Origin of the sequence: Bradyrhizobium sp. A11, from assembly GCF_042077125.1 — a bacterium.
Taxonomy (GTDB): Bacteria; Pseudomonadota; Alphaproteobacteria; order Rhizobiales; family Xanthobacteraceae; genus Bradyrhizobium; species Bradyrhizobium japonicum_B.
This window is the reverse complement of the sequence record NZ_CP149509.1, coordinates 2,846,062-2,862,792: the sequence shown is the minus strand read 5'-3', so window position 1 is coordinate 2,862,792 and position 16,731 is coordinate 2,846,062. Positions and strand designations below refer to the sequence as shown.

Below are 16,731 nucleotides of genomic sequence, written 5' to 3'. Positions count from 1 at the left end.
AGGAGACTCACTCCACGACCTTCGGCACGAGGAAGAAGTGCCCCTCGGTCGCGGGCGCGTTGGCGACAATATCGTCGGCGATGCCGCCGTCATCGACCACGTCCTGCCGCTTCTTCATCTGCATCGGGGTGACCGAGGTCATCGGCTCCACGCCCTCGACATTGACCTCCGAGAGCTGCTCGACGAAGGCGAGCATGGCGTTGAGCTCGCCCTGAAGATGCGGAACCTCGTCCTCGGAAACCGCAATGCGCGCCAGATGCGCGATGCGGCGGACGGTAGCGGCGTCGACGGACATTATATAAGGCCTCTCACGGCAAAACCCATGTGCCGTATAGCAGAGGCCGCTTTTGCGCCGCAACCGGCGCTAGCGCGTGATCCGGAAAAGTGTGAAGCGGTTTTCCGAAAAGATGATGCGCAAACAAGAACCTAAAGCACCTATCCAGCCAGCGCTTTCATGCGCTCCAGCGCCGATTTGGCGAGATCCCGGGTTAATTCGGCCGCGGGGACCTCGCGGCCGAGGGCCACGGCCTGACCGGCCCACAGATTGGTGAAATCCACCCGGCCCTGCTTTTCGGCGGCGGCCTTGAGCGGTCCCAGTGCGGTCGCGGCATGTGGAAAGGGCGGCGCATCCGGCGACACCGGGCCAGCCTCACGCATCAGCCGGTTCTGGACCCCGCGCGCCGGCCGGCCGGTCATCACATTGGTGATGACGGTGGACTCATCGCCCGCCTCGGCAAGCGCCTTGCGGCCGCCCGCGCTGACCTTCGATTCCGGACAGCGCAGATAGGCGCTGCCGATCTGCACGCCGGAAGCACCGAGCGCAAAGGCCGCGGCGATGCCGCGCCCGTCGGCAATGCCGCCGGCCGCGATCACCGGTACCTTCACGGCATCGACGACCTGCGGCACGAGCGCAAAAGTGCCAGGCTGCTCGGCGATCTTGTCGGTCAGGAACATGCCGCGATGGCCGCCCGCCTCCGCACCTTGCGCGATCACGGCATCGACGCCGCGCTGTTCGAGCCAGACCGCCTCCTTCACCGTCGTCGCCGACGAGATGACGAGGCAGCCGGCAGCCTTCACCCGCTTGAGCAGCGCCTGCTCAGGCAGGCCGAAATGGAAGCTGACGACTTCCGGCTTTAGCTCCTCGACGACATCGCAGAAGGCGGCATCGAACGGTGCACGGTTCGCCGCCGCGATCGGCGCTGCGGGATCCAGACCATGCTCGGCGTAATAGCCCGCGAGTCGCTGCTTCCAGCGCGTTTCGGCCTCCGCCGTGAGCTCGACCGGCGTGTGGCAGAAGAAGTTCATGTTGACCGGCGCCTTGACGCGCTGGCGGATCAGAGCAACCTGCTCGCGCGCCTTCTCCGGTGTGATCATCGCACTCGGCAGCGAGCCTAGCGCGCCGCCCTGCGCCGCCGCAATCACCAGCTCCGCATCCATCACGCCGGCCATCGGCGCCAGCACGATCGGAAATTCGGTCTTGAAGAGGTCGATCAGTCGACGGTCAGGCCACATGGTTTGTTCTCTCGCTCGTTGTTGCCTTCACCCTCCCCTGGAGGGGTGAAGAATCTCGCGCCGCCGTCACCGAATTGCGCTTTCCTTCCAGCAATTGCTCCGCCTCGATCGCGATCCGCGCGACGATCTCGGCGGCGGGTGGAATATCATGGATCAGTCCGGCCGCCTCGCCGGCGAAAACGGCGGCGGTTTCGAAATCGCCCGCGGCTTTCGCCGCAGCGTAGTCCTCGGCAACCTCGCCCGCGCGCTGCATCAGCTCCACCTCGCGGCCGGTCCAGCGCCTGATGTGATCGTTGACCAGTGTTCGTGCCGTGAACGGAGCCGGCCAGAATAGTTTCCTCGACCAGTCGGGAACGACGCCGCGCACCGTGTCGTTGCTGGTCGCCATGCGAATACGTTCCTTGGCCTCCTGCGCGCCGTTGGCCTCCACGCTCGCATAGAAACGTGTGCCGATCAGCACGCCGGATGCGCCCAGCATCATCATCGCCGCAAGGCCCCGGCCGTCGGCGATCCCGCCGGCCGCGACGACCGGCACACGTCCGGCCGCCAGATCGACGATCGCAGGCACGATGTCGATGGTGGTGCGCGATGCGCCATGGCCGCCGGCTTCGGTGCCCTGCGCGACCAGGATCTCCGCGCCGGCATCGAGCGCCTGCCTGGCCATGTCCTCGCTCTGCACCTGGCAGATCAGTCGCGCACCGCGCTCCCTGATGCGCGGCGCGAACGGCGCGGGATCGCCGAACGACAGCATGATGGCCTGCGGGGCAGCGTCGAGCGCGACGTCGAGCAGGTCGGGCTGTTTCGCCAGGCTCCAGGTGATGAAGCCGATGCCGAACGGTGCAAAGCCCTTCAGCTCTGCGGCTTCCGTCCGAAGCCGGATGGCGTCGCCGTATCCGCCACCCAGGATGCCGAATCCGCCGGCCTCGCTGACCGCGCGGGTCAGCCGACTGCCTGCGATCGTATCCATGGGAGCCGACAGGATCGGATGTCTGATCCCGAGGAGCTCCGTCAGCGGCGTGGCGAACGGCATGGGTCCTCCCTCTCTGGACAGGAAGACTAGGCGCAAATAACATTCTTCAAAATTGAATTCTATAGAATGCTGCCATCTCAAAAGAGAAACGCGCCATGGAACTCAGCGATCTCCAGACCTTTGCCACTGTGGCCCGCACCGGCGGCATCACCCGCGCCGCCGAGGAGCTGAACACGGTGCAGTCCAACGTCACTCAGCGCGTGAAGGCGCTGGAGGCGGAGATCGGCACGGCGCTGTTCGAACGCCACAGCCGCGGCATGACGCTGACCGGCGCCGGCAAGCGTCTCTTGCCTTACGCGCAACGGATGGCCGCGCTCTCGCGCGAGGCCGCGTTGGCCGCGCGGGACGATGGCGAGCCCAAGGGACCGCTTGTGATCGGCTCGATGGAAACGACCGCGGCGGTGCGGCTGCCGCCCCTGCTCGCCGATTTCCACCGCCGCTTTCCCGCCGTGCGGCTTTCCTTGCGCACGGCGCCGACCGCCGACCTTGTCGCAGCCGTGCTCGACGGCGCGCTCGACGGTGCCTTCGTCGCCGGCCCGATCGCGCATGCCGACCTCATCGTGACGAGCGCGTTCCGCGAAGAGCTGGTGCTCGTGAGCGCGCGACGCTGGGCTTCGCTTGCCGAGCTGCGCGCCGGCACGCCGGAATCCGGTCCGACCGCGCTGGTGTTCCGCACCGGCTGCACCTACCGCCAGCGACTCGAACAAGTGTTCGTCGAGTTCGGCTGGCCGTCGGCCGCGCGCTTCGAGCTCGGCACGCTCGACGGCATGATCGGCTGCGTCGCCGCCGACATGGGCGTGACGTTGCTGCCGCGCGCGGTCGTCGAGCGCAGCGCAATGAATGGCAGCATCACGATCCACGCGCTGAGCCCGGCGCATGCGCGCGTCGAGACAGTGTTCATCCACCGCAGCGCCGGACATCAAACCAGCGCACTGAGCGGTTTTGCCGACTGCCTGAAGAAGGACCACGACGTCATCGCCGCCTGAGGCGAGCGTTCCACTGCGCGAAATTCGTCACAAATCCATCGCAGATTCCACGTCGCCTTCCGCGTCAACGCAGCACATCAAAAAGCTTTGAAGCCCGCAATCATTCTACGTTAGGATGACTGACTGGCCAGCGCAGAACCATAACGAAGCCAAACATCGGCAAGAACATCGGGAGGACTATCGATGCGCAATACGCTCGTGTTGTGCTGTGTCGCCGTATTGTCGGCGATCTCAGGAACTGTAAGCGCACAGGACTGGACCAAATCGAAATGGGGGCCGAACGACGAGGTCGGCGCCGCCAACTACATGACGCCCGAGCTGGTGGTGAAAGCGGCATCGCTGGTGAAGACCGGCAAGACCTATGCGCTCGGAATGGCCGTCGACTCCAAGACTCCGGCCTATCCGCCGCGCGACTACAAGATCACCATCGTGCAGCCCGGACAGGCCGGCAGCAGCGGCCTTGGTCCGAACAAGGCGACCTATAACGATGACATCCTCAATACCTGGGTCGGCGTCGGAACCCAGCTCGACGGCCTCGGACATCTCGGTGTCGAGCACGTCTATTATAATGGCAACAAGCTCGCCGACTTTGCCGATCCCACCGGGCTGAAGAAGCTCGGCATCGAGAAGGTGCCGCCGATGGTCACCCGCGGCGTCCTGCTCGACATGGCCGCCTATTTCAAGACCGACGTGGTGAAGGAAGGCACCGCCTTCAACGTCAAGGAGATCGAGGAAGCCGCCAAGCAGCAGAACGTCGAGATCCGCCAAGGCGACGTCGTCATCTTCCACACCGGCTGGCTCAGCCTGGTCGGCAAGGACGACAAGCGCTACTCGGCCGGTGAACCCGGCCTCGGCGTCGAAGGCGCCAAATACCTCACCGGCAAGGGTGTGGTCGCTGTCGGCGCCGACACCTGGGGCGTAGAGGTCCTGCCCTTCGAATCGAAGAATGTCTTCGAGGTGCACCAGATCCTGCTCGCCATGAACGGGACCTACATCCTGGAGAACCTCGATACGGCCGCGCTGGCCCGGGACAAGGGTTATGAATTCCTGTTCGTGCTGGGACAGCCGCGCTGGACCGGCGGCGTGCAGGCGATGATCAACCCGATCGCGATCCGCTGACGCCGAGGCGGGTCCGGAAGACCGTCGGGTGAGGTCATGCGGTGTCTCTGCTGAGCACCGCTGCCCTCACCCGATTACGCATCGTTTCGCACCGTACGAGAAAGCCCCTATTTGAGCCGGATATCCTCATAAGATTCGATCCGCCGCGGGCCGACCGCGGTCGCCTCGTGCGAATCCGCATCAGCGAGATTGCCGAAATCGAGCTTGGTCAGCTTCGCGAGGTCCGCGATCGAGACCTGAAACACGCTGACGTCCTCCTCCGACATCCGCTCGCGCAGGTCCATCTCCTGAATGCGGTCGATCTCCATGACCAGCTTTCGCTGGCTCATCAGGAAGGCCGCCGCCTTGAGCGCGTCGTCGTCCTCGTTGCGCCGGATCAGGATCTTCCAGAAATATTTCGGGATCTGGACGCCGCCGAAGCTCGGATCCTTGTGCGGCCGGCCCGCCGGGTTGGGCAGATCGGACCCGTCGGCGTCCGGCCCGTCGAACACAGGGCCGTTCATGACGATGCCCTTCTCCTCGCCTTCGAGCAGGACGTCGCGGGTATAGTCCTCCAGTCCCGCCCAGAGCTGCTTGCCCTGGTTGAACGAGAAGAACTGCGGCGCGCAATTGGTGAAATGGAAGGAATCGTCACCATGCTGCTTGGCCGCGGCGACGGTGTCGCCCCAGGTGGCATCCAGGCGGCGCACGAGATGACCGCGGTCGAACGGATTTTTGCTGCGATCCGCCTCGAACGTGGCCTGCTTGCGGTAGAACTCGTCGCCGATCTGGGCGTCGTCGTCGATGCGCGGGTCGCGCAGCCAGGAATCGCCCTCGCGCTTGCCGACGTCCTGCTGCTTGCCGCCGTCGATATTGACGCAACTGAAGAAGGCCAGCCGGCGATCCTTGTTCATGACCACGCTGTAGTTGAAATATTTCAGCTCGGATTGCTTGGAACTTCCCTTGAGCATCGCGATCCTGGATTTGAGAGAGGCCGGAATCTTCGGCAAGGGCACCGAGAATTTGCCGGTGCCGAGGAAATTCGCCTTGTATCCGGGACGCGATTTCAGCGTGCTCTGATCGATATGCACGGCTTCCATCGGCAGGCCGTTGTTCGCGCTGATGTGCGGCAGCAGGCCGGCCGGCCGGGCGATCAAGGGCGCGCCGCCATTTGTCATGCCGCCGTTCGGCGCCATTCCGTTGCCTCCCGCAGGTCCCGGCGCGGGTGCGAACGGCGCGAACGGGATGTCCTTCTTGAACATCGGCAACGGCACGCGGATCGGGACCACCAGCGAGGTCCCGTCGAGGGACTGCTCGACCCAGACATTGGCGCCGAAGGCAGGCGCGGCAGCCGGCGCCCGGACCTTCGCAATCTCATGCCGGACCGGCGGCTCCTCCTCGTCCAGCACCGGCTTGATCAGGGGATGGGAGCCGACGGCAACCTTGAGATCGGCGACGATCGCGCTGATGCGGATGCCTTCGTTGGCGATCCAGTCGATCAGGGATTCGTCCATCGACGGCTTCCACACCTTGCCGTCCTTGGTCAGGGTATGACCCTGCGCATTCTTCCGGGGAACACCGCTGTGGTGCAACGCGACCACCTGCCAGAAGCGGTTGAACGCCGGCGAGCCTGACGACCCCGCCGTCGTGTCGGTGTTGTACCAGAGGAAGTCGCCGACATATTTGAGCAGCTTGTTCTCGCGGACGCAGACCTGCTTCATCTGCCCGCTGGGATGCTGGATGATGGTGAGGTACTCGCCGGGGTCCGCCTTGCCGGGCGCGGCGCTGAGCGGCAGCCATCCGAAGTCCTCGAGCTCCTGCCCGCCGGACAGCGAGGTCGGCGCCACCGCCACCACCGAAAAATCCAGCCTGTCGTTGGTGTAGAAAAATCTGCCCGGCTCGAATCCGAACCGCACCGGCGCGCGCTCGTGTCCGGAAATGTCGAGCTCGTAGTTGAAGTCGCCGATCGAATTGGCCGCATCGGCCGGCTTGCCGAAGACATGATTGTTGGTCAGCAGCAGGCCCGGCCCGATCAGAAAGCCCGAGCCATAGCCGAGCAGGTTCGACTTGAGATCCCTGAGTTGGATGCGGCAGACCGAGCGCGAGGCGGCGGTCCCCTTGGCGAGATAATTGATGCTGTCGAGATCATTGCCCTGGATGATCCGCTCCAGGCCGATCTCGGCCTTCTCCATGTCCTGGGTCTCGGCGAGCAGCTGGCGCTGGCGCACGCGCATCTTTTCGACGGACATCTCGATCGGACCGTCGCCCAATTTCCGGTTCAAGGCTTCGGGTGAGAACTCGGCTTGCTTGAATCGCCTTTCTGAGCCCGCGATCAGGCTTGGCTTGATGAGCATGTGACTCCTCTAATGACTGGGCGAATATGGGACGCGGTCGGGGCGCCAGAAAATTTGCGCCAAGGTTGCAGCGCGGTCGGATTGCGGGCCACGGCCGATCGTTCTGGAAAATCGCGGGCATATACCCCGCGTCACTCTAAACCTGCACATTCATTGGCACGCAACCACAGGCATCTTGCCATGGTCTGGGCGTCATCAGTGTGAGATTTGCCACAAATGATGGATGTGGCCGCCTGTCGCAATTTCGCGGGTCGTGGGGCCGTCGGACGATCTACGCCCTGCGCTGCCACCGCCGCAGCGCCACGACGGCCCAGATCGCCTCGACCAGGCCGAACGGCCAGGCACCCTGGAGAAAACCATAGGCCGAGCCGAGCGCGCAGGACGCGGCGAACAGCAGTACGAACCAGTGGCTGCGATCTTCCAGGGCGTAAGTGACCAGCATCGCCGAGACGGCGAACAGGCCGAATAATGTCAGCGCATCCATTGTTTCGGGTTCACTCCGCGGCGTGACGCGTGATATGCGCTTCGCATGCCGGCTCTTATCCTGCCTCTCGTCGATGCTGCAACCCACTGGCCCGCGCGCGGCGCGCTGGTCGGGCTCGACTTGGGCACCAAGACCATCGGCGTTGCCGTGTCCGACCCGGACCGGAGACTGGCGACCGGCGTCGAGACGGTCCAGCGCACGCAATTCAAGCGGGACGCGGCCCGGCTGCTCGCGATCGCGGCAGAGCGCAAGGCGACCGGATTCGTGCTCGGCCTGCCCATCAACATGGACGGCAGCGAGGGCCCGCGCGCGCAATCCACCCGCGCCTTCGCCCGCAATCTCGCCGGTCTGACCGCGCTTCCCATCGGCCTGTGGGACGAGCGCCTCTCGACCGCGGCGGTCGAACGCGAGCTGATCGGCATGGACGTCAGCCGCGCCAAGCGCGCCGAGGTGATCGACGAGCACGCCGCCATCTTCATCCTGCAAGGCGCGCTCGACCGTCTCGCCAATCTCCGCACCGGTTGACCCATGCCGGTCGTCATCGCGGCGCTGCTGCCGGTCTTCATCCTCATCGTGCTCGGCGTCGTGCTGAAGCGCAGCCTGATGCGGCTCGACACGCAATGGCACGGGCTGGAGCGGCTGACCTATTTCGTGCTGTTCCCGATGCTGCTGATCCAGACCCTGGTGAAGGCCGACCTTTCCAAGGTACCGGTGGCCGGCGTCGGCGGCGCGCTTCTATTGGCGGCGCTGGCGATGTCGCTGCTGTGCCTCGCGCTACGCCCCGCCCTGTCGCGGCTCGGCGTCGACGGTCCCGCCTTCACCTCGATCTTCCAGGGCGCGACGCGCTGGCAGACCTTCGTGGCGCTGTCGATCGCCGCGAATTTGTTCGGCGATGTCGGGCTGGCGCTCGCCTCCGTGGCGATGGTGGCGATCATCCCCCTCGTGAACGTGTTCAGCGTCTCGGTGCTCGCTCGCTATGCATCGCCCGAAAGGCAATCCGCCCGCGCCATCGTCATGACCTTGGTGCGCAATCCCCTGATCTGGGCCTGCATCATCGGCCTCTCCGTCAATGTCAGCCACTTGCCGCTGCCGAGGCTATGGCACGAGGTGGCGGATGCGCTCGGCAGTTCCTCGCTCGCCATCGGCCTGCTCGTCACCGGCGCCGGGCTGCATCTGGAAGGTCTGTTGCGCCCCAGCGCCGGCGCTGCGATCGGCGTCGTGCTCAAGCTGGTGCTGATGCCTGCGTTTGCCTTGGGGCTCGGCGTCTGGTTCGGGCTTTCCGGCAACAGCCTCGCGATCGTCGCGATCTGCTCGGCGGTGCCGACCTCGTCGAGCGCCTATGTCCTCGCCCGGCAGATGGGCGGTGACGCCCCGTTGCTGGCGCAGATCATCACGCTGCAGACCATCTGTGCGGCGATCACGATGCCGGTTGCGATCGCGCTGGCGGCCTGATCAAGCGCCCAGCCACATCGTCAGCACCACCGCGGTCATGTTGTTCAGCGCGTGCAGCACGATGGTGAGCCAGAGCGAATTGGCACGATAACGCATGTAGCCGAACCAAAGGCCGATGGCGAGGACCTCGGCGAGGAAGTAAAGGTCGTATTGCAGGTGAACGATGGTCCAGACCAGCGACGACAGCAGGATCGCGCCCGGCACGCGCAGGAAGCTCGCCGACCAGCCGCGGAACAGAAAGCCGCGCGCCAACACCTCTTCCGACATCGGCGCGGCCACGCTGAAGGCGAACAGAAGCAGCAGCGCCGCGCCCTTGTCGCGGCCCGATTTCAGCAGATCGGTCATGAAGCCCGGCGTCGCCTCGCGGCCGAGCGCGCGCGACATCGTCTCCCAGACCAGCACCAGCAGGATGAGGCCGACCGCGCCGAGCAGCAGCTGCTTCCAGGACGGCCAGTGCAGCGCGAGATAGTCGACGAAGGACGCCCTCTTGATGGCGATGGCGAGCCACACCGCCAGAAGCGTCGCCGGCAGGCCCATGATGACCGAGAGCGCGAGCGTCTGCGGCTCGCGGCCGACGACCTGGATCGAGGCGAGATCCATCGGCAGGCCGCGCTGCGCTGCCACCAGGACGACGGCGCCGATCTGTCCGACGAACATCGCGACGAAAATGAAGAGGCCCCACAGCGCCGTGCCCCAGAACTTCCAGACGCGCGGCGTCGCCGGCGTGACGGTCGTCGGCGGATGGTCGGGATTGAGGGAATCCATCAGGATGCTTTCGTTGGGTCGCGCAAACTATCGAGAGGTCGTCATGCCCGGGCTCGTCCCGGGCATCCACGTTCTTCGTGCCGCACAACAAGACGTGGATGGCCGGGACAAGCCCGGCCATGACGAGAGGTTGAGCTGGGCTCTCCTCACGGCAGCGCGCGCTCCAGCAGCGCCCGGACCTCGCCGCTGTCCAGCTCCACGGCGCCGTACATGCTGGCATGATTGGCCGCGAGCCGGCTCGCCGCGAACAATTCGGCATTGCGCGGCGACACGCCGTTCAGCGCCGCGGCCGCGGCCAGCAGCGCCAACTTCTCGACGGCCAGCCGCGCGACGCGCTCGCCGTCGGCACGCCGGAAAGTCTTGCCGACGAAAGCGACCGTCTCGCTCGCTCCCGGCAAGCCCTTGGTCTCGGCCGCAAGCGCTTGCAGCACCGCCGTCGCGGCCTCCGGCTCGCGCGAGAGCGCGCGGAGCACGTCGAGGCACATCACGTTGCCCGAGCCCTCCCAGATCGCGTTGACCGGCGATTCCCGATAATGCCGCGCCAGAATGCCGTCCTCGACATAGCCGTTGCCGCCGAGGCATTCCATGGCTTCATACAGGAACGGCGGCGCGCTCTTGCAGGTCCAGTATTTGATCGCGGGCGTGAGCAGCCGCATATAGGCGGCCTCCGCCGCATCGTGCGGGGTGCGATCGAAGGCGCGGCAGAGCCGCATCACCAGGGCCGTGCTCGCCTCGACATGCAGCGCCATGTCCGACAGCACCGCCTGCATCAGCGGCTGATCGGCCAGATGCTTCTGGAACACGCTGCGGTGACGGGCGTGATGCAGCGCATGCGCCAGCCCCGAGCGCATCAGGCCGACCGAGGCGATCGCGCAATCCTGCCGCGTCAGCTGCACCATCTGGATGATGGTGCGGATGCCCTTGCCCGCCTCGCCGACGACTTGCGCATAGGCGCCGACGAACTCGACCTCGGAGGAGGCATTGGAGCGGTTGCCGAGCTTGTCCTTCAGCCGCTGGAACTGGATCGCGTTGACCGATCCATCCGGTGCAAAGCGCGGCATGAAGAAACAGGTCAGGCCCTGCTCGGCCTGCGCCAGCACCAGGAAGGCGTCGCACATCGGTGCCGACATGAACCACTTGTGGCCGGTGATGCGATAGGCCTCGCCATCGCGCACCGCGCGGCTCATGTTGGAACGCACGTCGGTGCCGCCCTGCTTCTCGGTCATGCCCATGCCGAGCGTCATGCCGCGCTTGCCCCACCACGGCGCGAAGCTCGGGTCGTAGCTCCTGGTCGACAGCACCGGCATCACCCTGCCGAGCAGGTCCGGCTGCATCGCCAGCGCACCGACGGAGGCACGCGTCATCGTGATCGGACAGAGGTGGCCGGTCTCGACCTGGGCCGCCATGTAGAATTTCGCCGCACGAATGACTTCGGCGGCATCGCCCGCCGGTTTGCCGTTCGCCGTCCACGTCGAATTGTGCACGCCGGCATGGGCGCTGTGCGCCATCAGCTCGTGATAGGCCGGGTGAAACTCGACCTGATCGCGGCGATTGCCCTTGGCGTCGAAGCTGCGCAGCTTCGGCGTGTTCTCGTTCGCGAGGCGCCCGCGATCGGCCATCGCGGCCGAGCCCCATTGCCTGCCGAACTCGGAGAGTTCGCGTTCCGCCGCCGCGCCGCCATTGGCCTTGACCGCCTCGACCAGCGGCCGGTCCACGGCGAACAGGTCGATATCCTCGAACGGCGGTGATTGGTTGAAGACCTCGTGGGTCGCAAAGCTCGGCTGGGTCATCACGTTTCCTCGGCGCGAAATCAGTTCCGTCGCGGCTGGATCGGGAAATCATAGGCCGCCCCGCCGGCCCCAGGCAGGGAAAAATGCCACCACTCCTTCGAATAGTTCACAAAGCCTTGCCTGGCCATCGCCGTCACCAGCCGCTTGCGCCAGCTGCGTTGTTCCGCCGTGATCGACGGTGCCGCGGTATGGCCCTTCGTATCGGTGCAGTCGTAGCCTGTCCCCATATCGACACTGCCTTCGGGTGCGCGCGCTTCGACCGGCGCGGTGCAATCGGCATAGGTTTTCGACGGGTCGTATTTGGCGGAATTGTCGGCCTTCAGATCGACCAGCGTCAGATCGAGCGCCGCGCCGGTGGAATGTTGCGAACGGCTCGCGATGTAGCCGAGGCGGAACAGCTCGGTCTTGGGGATTTTCGGATTGTAGCGCCGCTCGGCGGCGGTCTCGTGACCGTTCTGCGACCACTTGACCATGTCGAGCGAGGCCCGCGCCGGCCGGTAGCAATCGAACATCTTGAGCGAGAGATTCTGTGCGGCGAGCTCCTGCTGCACCGCCTTCAGCCGAAGCCCGACCTCGCGCTTCACCACGCATTCTCCGGCATTGTAGCCAGCCAGCGGCCGGCCGACGAAATTGTTCGAGGTGGCGTAGCGGATGTCCTGGATGATGCTGGGGTCGATGTCGCGCAGATAGACGAAATCGCCGGGCAAGCTCTGCGCCCGCGCCGGCGCGAGCACCGATATCGCAAGCAGCACGCCGAGCGCCACATGCGCCGCGATTCCTGTCCTTGCGGTCATTGCACCGGATCCGAGCTGACCAGAAGCTTGGTGATCGCGGTGTCCGTGTATTTGTTGCCGGCCCAGACGTCGTCGATGATGAATTGCATCCAATGGGCCGTCACCGGCGGCCGCAATGTCAGCAATTGCGCCGACAGCCTGTCCTCGAGAATGAAGACCTGCGACTCGCCGCCGGAGAACAGCACCCGGATCTGACGAACCCTGTTGTTCTTGGAAAAGATGTCGGGGTTCTTCTGGTAGCCGTTCTGCACATGGATCGACTTGACCCGTCGCGGGGTTTCGAACTCGACCGTGATCCATTCGCCGATGCCGTTGCCGGCTGCACCCTCGACCCAGGCCGTCCCCGTCGAGGCATCGAACAGGTTGGTCGCGCCGTATGAATTGCCGAATTGCGGCTTCAGCATCGAGCTGACGCAGTAGGTCTCGAAGCCGCTGCGGGCGCAGCTTTCACCCGCCGCAGACGGACGCGGCGGACGCATCGTCGCGCGCTCCGCGACCGCAGGCTTTGCCGGCGGCTTCACCAGCATGCCTGCCACGCGCGGCATCGACGGTGCCGCCTCCCAAAGATAGATGCGTCCGCCGAGCGTCTGGTCGTAATAGGCCGGCGTCTGCTCATGCGGTGCCGGTTGGCCGCCAACGTCCGTCGCGGTCAGCGCCAGTGCCGCCACGCGCTCGCGCACCTCGACCGCGAGATCGCCGAGATGCAGCTCGGGCCGCTTCAGCTGCTCGACGAAGATCCGCGTGAACACCGAATTATTCGCGGTATCGCTGCTGCCGAGCTGGTCGAGCGCGGTCTGGCCGATCCCGGCCGAATAGAGCGTGAAGATGCCGCGCGCCGGCCGCGCATCCGCGAGCCCTCGCGTATTGCCAATCGAACGGCCGGCGGCGCGCGGAAACGGATTGTCGCGGCAGGCGTCGATGACAACGAAGGCGACCCGCACCGACTTTGCCTGGAGCTCTGCGAGCAAGTCGGGCTCGGCGATCGAGGCCCCGCGCACCCGCGCTTCAGCGCCTTCGCTCACGGCCGGAACATCGCTCGGCACCAGGTAGTTCACCCCCGCGATCGCCACGCCGTGCCCCGCATAGAACACAGCCGCCGTGTCGCCCGGCTCGAGCCGCGCCGTGAAATCGGCGAGGCGGTCGATCATGGCCTGGCGGCCGAGATTGGTCCCCAGCACGATGTCGAATTGGAGTGCCCGCAGCGCGTCGGCGACGCTGGTCGCGTCATTGGCCGCCTTCTTCAATTGGCGGTCCGGCGGCAAGTTCGGATAGACATCGTTGCCGATCACGAGTGCGACGCGCTTCTCCGCCAGCGCCGGTGTCGCGATGCCGACGAGGCACACGGCCGCCAGCGCAACGACATTGCGCGCCAGTCGATTAAAATACCGCATGCTCGTCATGATCCGGCCCGTGACGCAACGAATGGCACGAGTCTAGCGCAAAGCGGCAGCTCCGAACACAGGCCGGCGGCGGCGTGTTGCCCGTAAAGCGCCGTGGATAAGTCCGCAGGCCGGATTTGAAGCTTGCTCCCCCCGTCATCCCCCCCTATAGGTCTGCTTTTAATGACATCGAAATCCACCTTCGTCCTCGGCCACCGGCATTTGCTGGGCATCGAGGGCCTGTCCGCGGCCGACATCACCGGCCTGCTCGACCTGTCCGAAGAATATGTCGAGCTCAACCGCCAGGTTGACAAGAAGCGCACCGTCCTGCGGGGACGGACGCAGGTGAACCTCTTCTTCGAGGCTTCCACCCGAACCCAATCCTCGTTCGAGCTCGCGGGAAAGCGGCTCGGCGCGGACGTCATGAACATGGCGGTCTCCTCCTCCTCGATGAAGAAGGGCGAGACCCTGATCGACACCGCGATGACGCTGAACGCGATGCATCCCGACATCCTGGTGATGCGCCATCACGCCTCCGGCGCGGTGGAACTGCTGGCACGCAAGGTTGACGGTTCCGTGATCAATGCCGGCGACGGCGCGCACGAGCATCCGACCCAGGCCCTGCTCGACGCCCTCACCATCCGCCGCAACAAGGGCCGGATCGAAGGGCTGGTGGTCGCGATCTGCGGCGACGTGCTGCATTCGCGCGTCGCCCGCTCCAACATCATCCTGCTCAACACGATGGGCGCCCGCGTCCGCGTGGTCGGCCCGACCACGCTGCTGCCGCCCGGCATCGAGCGGATGGGCGTCGAGGTCGCGCGCGACATGCGTGAGGGGCTCAACGGCGCTGATATCGTCATGATGCTGCGGCTGCAGCGCGAGCGCATGAACGGCTCCTTCGTGCCGTCGTCGTCGGAATATTTCCACTATTTCGGGCTCGACCAGAAGAAACTCGCCTACGCCAAGCCGGACGCGCTCGTGATGCATCCCGGCCCGATGAACCGCGGCGTCGAGATCGACTCGATCGTGGCCGACGGCGCGCAGTCCCTGATCCGCGAACAGGTGGAGATGGGCGTCGCCGTGCGCATGGCGGTGCTGGAAGCGCTCGCCCGTAACCTGCCGAACGCGTGATGCCGATGCTGATCGATCGCCGCCCCGTCCTGCTCGCCAACGCCCGCGTCGTCGATCCCTCCAGGGATTTCGACGGTGTCGGCGACGTCCTGATCGCCGACGGCACCATCCGCGAGACCCGCCGCGGCATCGGCGCGGCCGGCGTCCCTGAAGGCACCGACATCGTCAATTGCGCCGGCAAGATCGTCGCGCCCGGCCTCATCGACATGCGCGCCTTCGTCGGCGAGCCCGGCTTCAGCCATCGCGAGACCTTTGCCACCGCGAGCCAGGCGGCCGCGACCGGCGGCATCACCACCATCATCTGCCAGCCCGACACCTCGCCGGTGATCGACAATTCGGCGACCGTCGACTTCGTGATGCGCCGCGCCCGCGACACCGCGATCGTCAACATCCAGCCGATGGCGGCGCTCACCAAGGGCATGCTCGGCCAGGAGATGACCGAGTTCGGCCTGCTCAAGGCCGCGGGCGCCGTCGCCTTCAGCGATGCGGCCCGAAGCGTGACCAATGCGCAGGTGATGCGCCGCGCGCTGACCTACGCGCGCGATTTCGATGCGCTGATCGTGCACTTCACCGAGGACCCCGATCTCGTCGGCGAAGGCGTGATGAACGAAGGCGAGTTCGCCTCGCGCCTGGGCCTGATGGGTATCCCGAATGCCGCCGAGGCCGTCATGCTCGAACGCGACATGCGCCTCGTCGCGCTGACCGGGGGCCGCTATCATGCGGCTTCGCTGAGCTGCATCGATTCCCTCGACATCCTCCAGCGCGCCCGCGACGCCGGGCTCGCCGTCAGCGCCTCGGTCTCGATCAACCATCTCGCGCTGAACGAGAACGACATCGGCCCCTACCGGTCGTTCCTGAAGCTGTCGCCGCCGCTGCGCAGCGAGGACGACCGCCGGGCATTGGTGGCGGCCGTCGCCTCCGGCCTGCTCGAGGTCATCATGTCCGACCACAATCCGCAGGACGTCGAGGTCAAGCGGCTGCCGTTCGCCGAGGCCGCGCCCGGCGCTGTCGGTCTCGAGACCATGCTGCCGGCGGGCCTGCGGCTCGTGCACAATGGCGAGCTGGACCTGAAAACGCTGATCCGGGCGATGTCGACCCGCCCGGCCGAGCTGCTCGGCCTGCCTGGCGGAACCCTGCGCGCCGGCAGCCCGGCCGACGTCATCGTGATCGACCCCGATGTGCCCTGGGTGGTCGATCCCGCCGACCTCAAATCGCCCTGCAAGAACACCCCGTTCGACGAGGCCCGCTTTACAGGCCGCGTGGTGCGCACCATCGTCGGCGGCCGGACGGTGTACGAGCATGTCTGACCTGCGCGATCCCGCGACTTTGAAATCCAGCCTTTGGAGAGGCCGCCATGGGGCTTGAAGCATTCCTGCCGGTGGCCTTCGTCATCGGCTACCTCTTCGGCTCGATTCCCTTCGGCCTGGTTCTGACCAGGCTCGCCGGCACGCAGGATATCCGCTCGATCGGCTCCGGCAGCATCGGCGCCACCAATGTGCTGCGCACCGGGCGCAAGAGTCTTGCCGCCGGCACCCTGCTGCTCGACGCGCTCAAGGGCACCGCGGCTGTCGTGATCGCCGGCTATATCGCAGGTCCCAACGCCGCCATGGTGGCCGGGCTCGGCGCCTTCCTCGGCCATCTCTTCCCTGTCTGGCTCAAGTTCAAGGGCGGCAAGGGCGTTGCGACCTATATCGGCGTCCTGCTTGGCCTGTTCTGGCCCGGCATGGTGGTGTTCTGCCTGCTCTGGCTGGCGACCGCCTTCACCACCCGCTACTCCTCGCTGTCGGCACTGGTGGCGGCGTTCATCACGCCGATATTCCTGTGGTGGTTCGGCCATCTCGCGCTCGCAGCATTGTTCGCCGTGCTGACGCTGCTGTTGTTCTACGCGCATCGCGAGAACATCAAGCGCCTGCAAGCCGGCAAGGAAAGCCGGATCGGCGAGAAGGCGTAAGCCGC

The 16,731-nt window shown here is 65.8% G+C and carries 16 protein-coding genes; 7 read left to right on the top strand and 9 right to left on the bottom strand.

The annotated features are described in order from the left end of the window. Positions 1–7 precede the first annotated feature (7 nt). The 3 genes from gatC to WI560_RS13155 all read right to left on the bottom strand — a co-directional run bounded on the left by gatC (position 8) and on the right by WI560_RS13155 (position 2,542). Entirely contained in the window at positions 8–295 is a 288-nt protein-coding gene (gatC, locus tag WI560_RS13165) for an Asp-tRNA(Asn)/Glu-tRNA(Gln) amidotransferase subunit GatC (protein WP_025036738.1), read from the bottom strand. A gap of 140 nt (positions 296–435) precedes the next feature. Then, positions 436–1,512 (bottom strand): NAD(P)H-dependent flavin oxidoreductase, encoded by a 1,077-nt coding sequence (locus WI560_RS13160; RefSeq protein WP_375308350.1) that lies wholly within the window; start codon positions 1,510–1,512, stop codon positions 436–438. Continuing rightward, entirely contained in the window at positions 1,502–2,542 is a 1,041-nt protein-coding gene (locus WI560_RS13155) for an NAD(P)H-dependent flavin oxidoreductase (RefSeq protein WP_375308349.1), read from the bottom strand. The genes WI560_RS13160 and WI560_RS13155 overlap by 11 nt, the downstream gene beginning before the upstream one ends. Before the next feature lie 95 nt (positions 2,543–2,637). Between WI560_RS13155 and WI560_RS13150 the strand changes: the two genes are divergently transcribed. Further along, positions 2,638–3,528 (top strand): LysR substrate-binding domain-containing protein, encoded by an 891-nt coding sequence (locus WI560_RS13150; protein WP_375308348.1) that lies wholly within the window; start codon positions 2,638–2,640, stop codon positions 3,526–3,528. A 183-nt stretch (positions 3,529–3,711) separates the two neighbouring features. Continuing rightward, entirely contained in the window at positions 3,712–4,647 is a 936-nt protein-coding gene (locus WI560_RS13145) for a cyclase family protein (protein WP_375308347.1), read from the top strand. 107 nt (positions 4,648–4,754) lie between these two features. Here the strand turns inward: WI560_RS13145 and WI560_RS13140 are convergent, their stop codons facing one another. Together WI560_RS13140 and WI560_RS13135 are read right to left on the bottom strand one after the other, a co-directional pair. Beyond that, positions 4,755–6,908 carry a DNA/RNA non-specific endonuclease gene (locus tag WI560_RS13140; protein ID WP_375308346.1) on the bottom strand — a complete coding sequence of 718 codons (2,154 nt, stop codon included), beginning with the start codon at positions 6,906–6,908 and terminating at the stop codon, positions 4,755–4,757. A gap of 343 nt (positions 6,909–7,251) precedes the next feature. After that, positions 7,252–7,464, bottom strand: coding sequence for a hypothetical protein (locus WI560_RS13135; protein ID WP_257195097.1), 213 nt, complete (start codon positions 7,462–7,464; stop codon positions 7,252–7,254). A 45-nt stretch (positions 7,465–7,509) separates the two neighbouring features. Between WI560_RS13135 and ruvX the strand changes: the two genes are divergently transcribed. Together ruvX and WI560_RS13125 are read left to right on the top strand one after the other, a co-directional pair. Then, positions 7,510–7,989, top strand: coding sequence for a Holliday junction resolvase RuvX (gene ruvX, locus WI560_RS13130; protein ID WP_135163671.1), 480 nt, complete (start codon positions 7,510–7,512; stop codon positions 7,987–7,989). 3 nt (positions 7,990–7,992) lie between these two features. Beyond that, positions 7,993–8,916 carry an AEC family transporter gene (locus WI560_RS13125; protein ID WP_375308345.1) on the top strand — a complete coding sequence of 308 codons (924 nt, stop codon included), beginning with the start codon at positions 7,993–7,995 and terminating at the stop codon, positions 8,914–8,916. Here WI560_RS13125 and WI560_RS13120 read toward each other — a convergent pair whose 3' ends face one another. The 4 genes from WI560_RS13120 to WI560_RS13105 all read right to left on the bottom strand — a co-directional run bounded on the left by WI560_RS13120 (position 8,917) and on the right by WI560_RS13105 (position 13,656). Then, positions 8,917–9,681 carry a lysostaphin resistance A-like protein gene (locus WI560_RS13120; protein WP_375308344.1) on the bottom strand — a complete coding sequence of 255 codons (765 nt, stop codon included), beginning with the start codon at positions 9,679–9,681 and terminating at the stop codon, positions 8,917–8,919. 146 nt (positions 9,682–9,827) lie between these two features. Beyond that, positions 9,828–11,471 (bottom strand): acyl-CoA dehydrogenase family protein, encoded by a 1,644-nt coding sequence (locus WI560_RS13115; RefSeq protein ID WP_375308343.1) that lies wholly within the window; start codon positions 11,469–11,471, stop codon positions 9,828–9,830. Between the two features lie 20 nt (positions 11,472–11,491). Beyond that, the gene (locus WI560_RS13110; RefSeq protein WP_375308342.1) at positions 11,492–12,265 is read right to left on the bottom strand and encodes a M15 family metallopeptidase; all 774 of its coding nucleotides are present in this window, start codon (positions 12,263–12,265) and stop codon (positions 11,492–11,494) included. Then, on the bottom strand, positions 12,262–13,656 hold the full coding sequence (locus WI560_RS13105; RefSeq protein ID WP_375308341.1) for a caspase family protein: 1,395 nt from the start codon (positions 13,654–13,656) through the stop codon (positions 12,262–12,264). The genes WI560_RS13110 and WI560_RS13105 overlap by 4 nt, the downstream gene beginning before the upstream one ends. Before the next feature lie 171 nt (positions 13,657–13,827). Here WI560_RS13105 and WI560_RS13100 point away from each other — a divergent pair, with 171 nt between their 5' ends. Genes WI560_RS13100 through plsY form a run of 3 tightly spaced genes read left to right on the top strand, consistent with a single transcriptional unit; the run spans position 13,828 to position 16,726 of the window. Further along, entirely contained in the window at positions 13,828–14,775 is a 948-nt protein-coding gene (locus tag WI560_RS13100) for an aspartate carbamoyltransferase catalytic subunit (protein ID WP_375308340.1), read from the top strand. Positions 14,776–14,780: 5 nt separating this feature from the next. Then, on the top strand, positions 14,781–16,082 hold the full coding sequence (locus WI560_RS13095; protein WP_375308829.1) for a dihydroorotase: 1,302 nt from the start codon (positions 14,781–14,783) through the stop codon (positions 16,080–16,082). A 47-nt stretch (positions 16,083–16,129) separates the two neighbouring features. Further along, positions 16,130–16,726 (top strand): glycerol-3-phosphate 1-O-acyltransferase PlsY, encoded by a 597-nt coding sequence (plsY, locus tag WI560_RS13090; protein WP_028135929.1) that lies wholly within the window; start codon positions 16,130–16,132, stop codon positions 16,724–16,726. The last annotated feature ends 5 nt before the right edge of the window (positions 16,727–16,731 follow it).

What these genes read in the sequence shown, in the direction of transcription:
- gatC (WP_025036738.1), bottom strand. Translation starts at nt 295, where the DNA reads ATGTCCGTCGACGCCGCTACCGTCCGCCGCATCGCGCATCTGGCGCGC.
- WI560_RS13160 (WP_375308350.1), bottom strand. Translation starts at nt 1,512, where the DNA reads ATGTGGCCTGACCGTCGACTGATCGACCTCTTCAAGACCGAATTTCCG.
- WI560_RS13155 (WP_375308349.1), bottom strand. Translation starts at nt 2,542, where the DNA reads ATGCCGTTCGCCACGCCGCTGACGGAGCTCCTCGGGATCAGACATCCG.
- WI560_RS13150 (WP_375308348.1), top strand. Translation starts at nt 2,638, where the DNA reads ATGGAACTCAGCGATCTCCAGACCTTTGCCACTGTGGCCCGCACCGGC.
- WI560_RS13145 (WP_375308347.1), top strand. Translation starts at nt 3,712, where the DNA reads ATGCGCAATACGCTCGTGTTGTGCTGTGTCGCCGTATTGTCGGCGATC.
- WI560_RS13135 (WP_257195097.1), bottom strand. Translation starts at nt 7,464, where the DNA reads ATGGATGCGCTGACATTATTCGGCCTGTTCGCCGTCTCGGCGATGCTG.
- ruvX (WP_135163671.1), top strand. Translation starts at nt 7,510, where the DNA reads ATGCCGGCTCTTATCCTGCCTCTCGTCGATGCTGCAACCCACTGGCCC.
- WI560_RS13125 (WP_375308345.1), top strand. Translation starts at nt 7,993, where the DNA reads ATGCCGGTCGTCATCGCGGCGCTGCTGCCGGTCTTCATCCTCATCGTG.
- WI560_RS13120 (WP_375308344.1), bottom strand. Translation starts at nt 9,681, where the DNA reads ATGGATTCCCTCAATCCCGACCATCCGCCGACGACCGTCACGCCGGCG.
- WI560_RS13115 (WP_375308343.1), bottom strand. Translation starts at nt 11,471, where the DNA reads ATGACCCAGCCGAGCTTTGCGACCCACGAGGTCTTCAACCAATCACCG.
- WI560_RS13110 (WP_375308342.1), bottom strand. Translation starts at nt 12,265, where the DNA reads ATGACCGCAAGGACAGGAATCGCGGCGCATGTGGCGCTCGGCGTGCTG.
- WI560_RS13105 (WP_375308341.1), bottom strand. Translation starts at nt 13,656, where the DNA reads ATGCGGTATTTTAATCGACTGGCGCGCAATGTCGTTGCGCTGGCGGCC.
- WI560_RS13100 (WP_375308340.1), top strand. Translation starts at nt 13,828, where the DNA reads ATGACATCGAAATCCACCTTCGTCCTCGGCCACCGGCATTTGCTGGGC.
- WI560_RS13095 (WP_375308829.1), top strand. Translation starts at nt 14,781, where the DNA reads ATGCTGATCGATCGCCGCCCCGTCCTGCTCGCCAACGCCCGCGTCGTC.
- plsY (WP_028135929.1), top strand. Translation starts at nt 16,130, where the DNA reads ATGGGGCTTGAAGCATTCCTGCCGGTGGCCTTCGTCATCGGCTACCTC.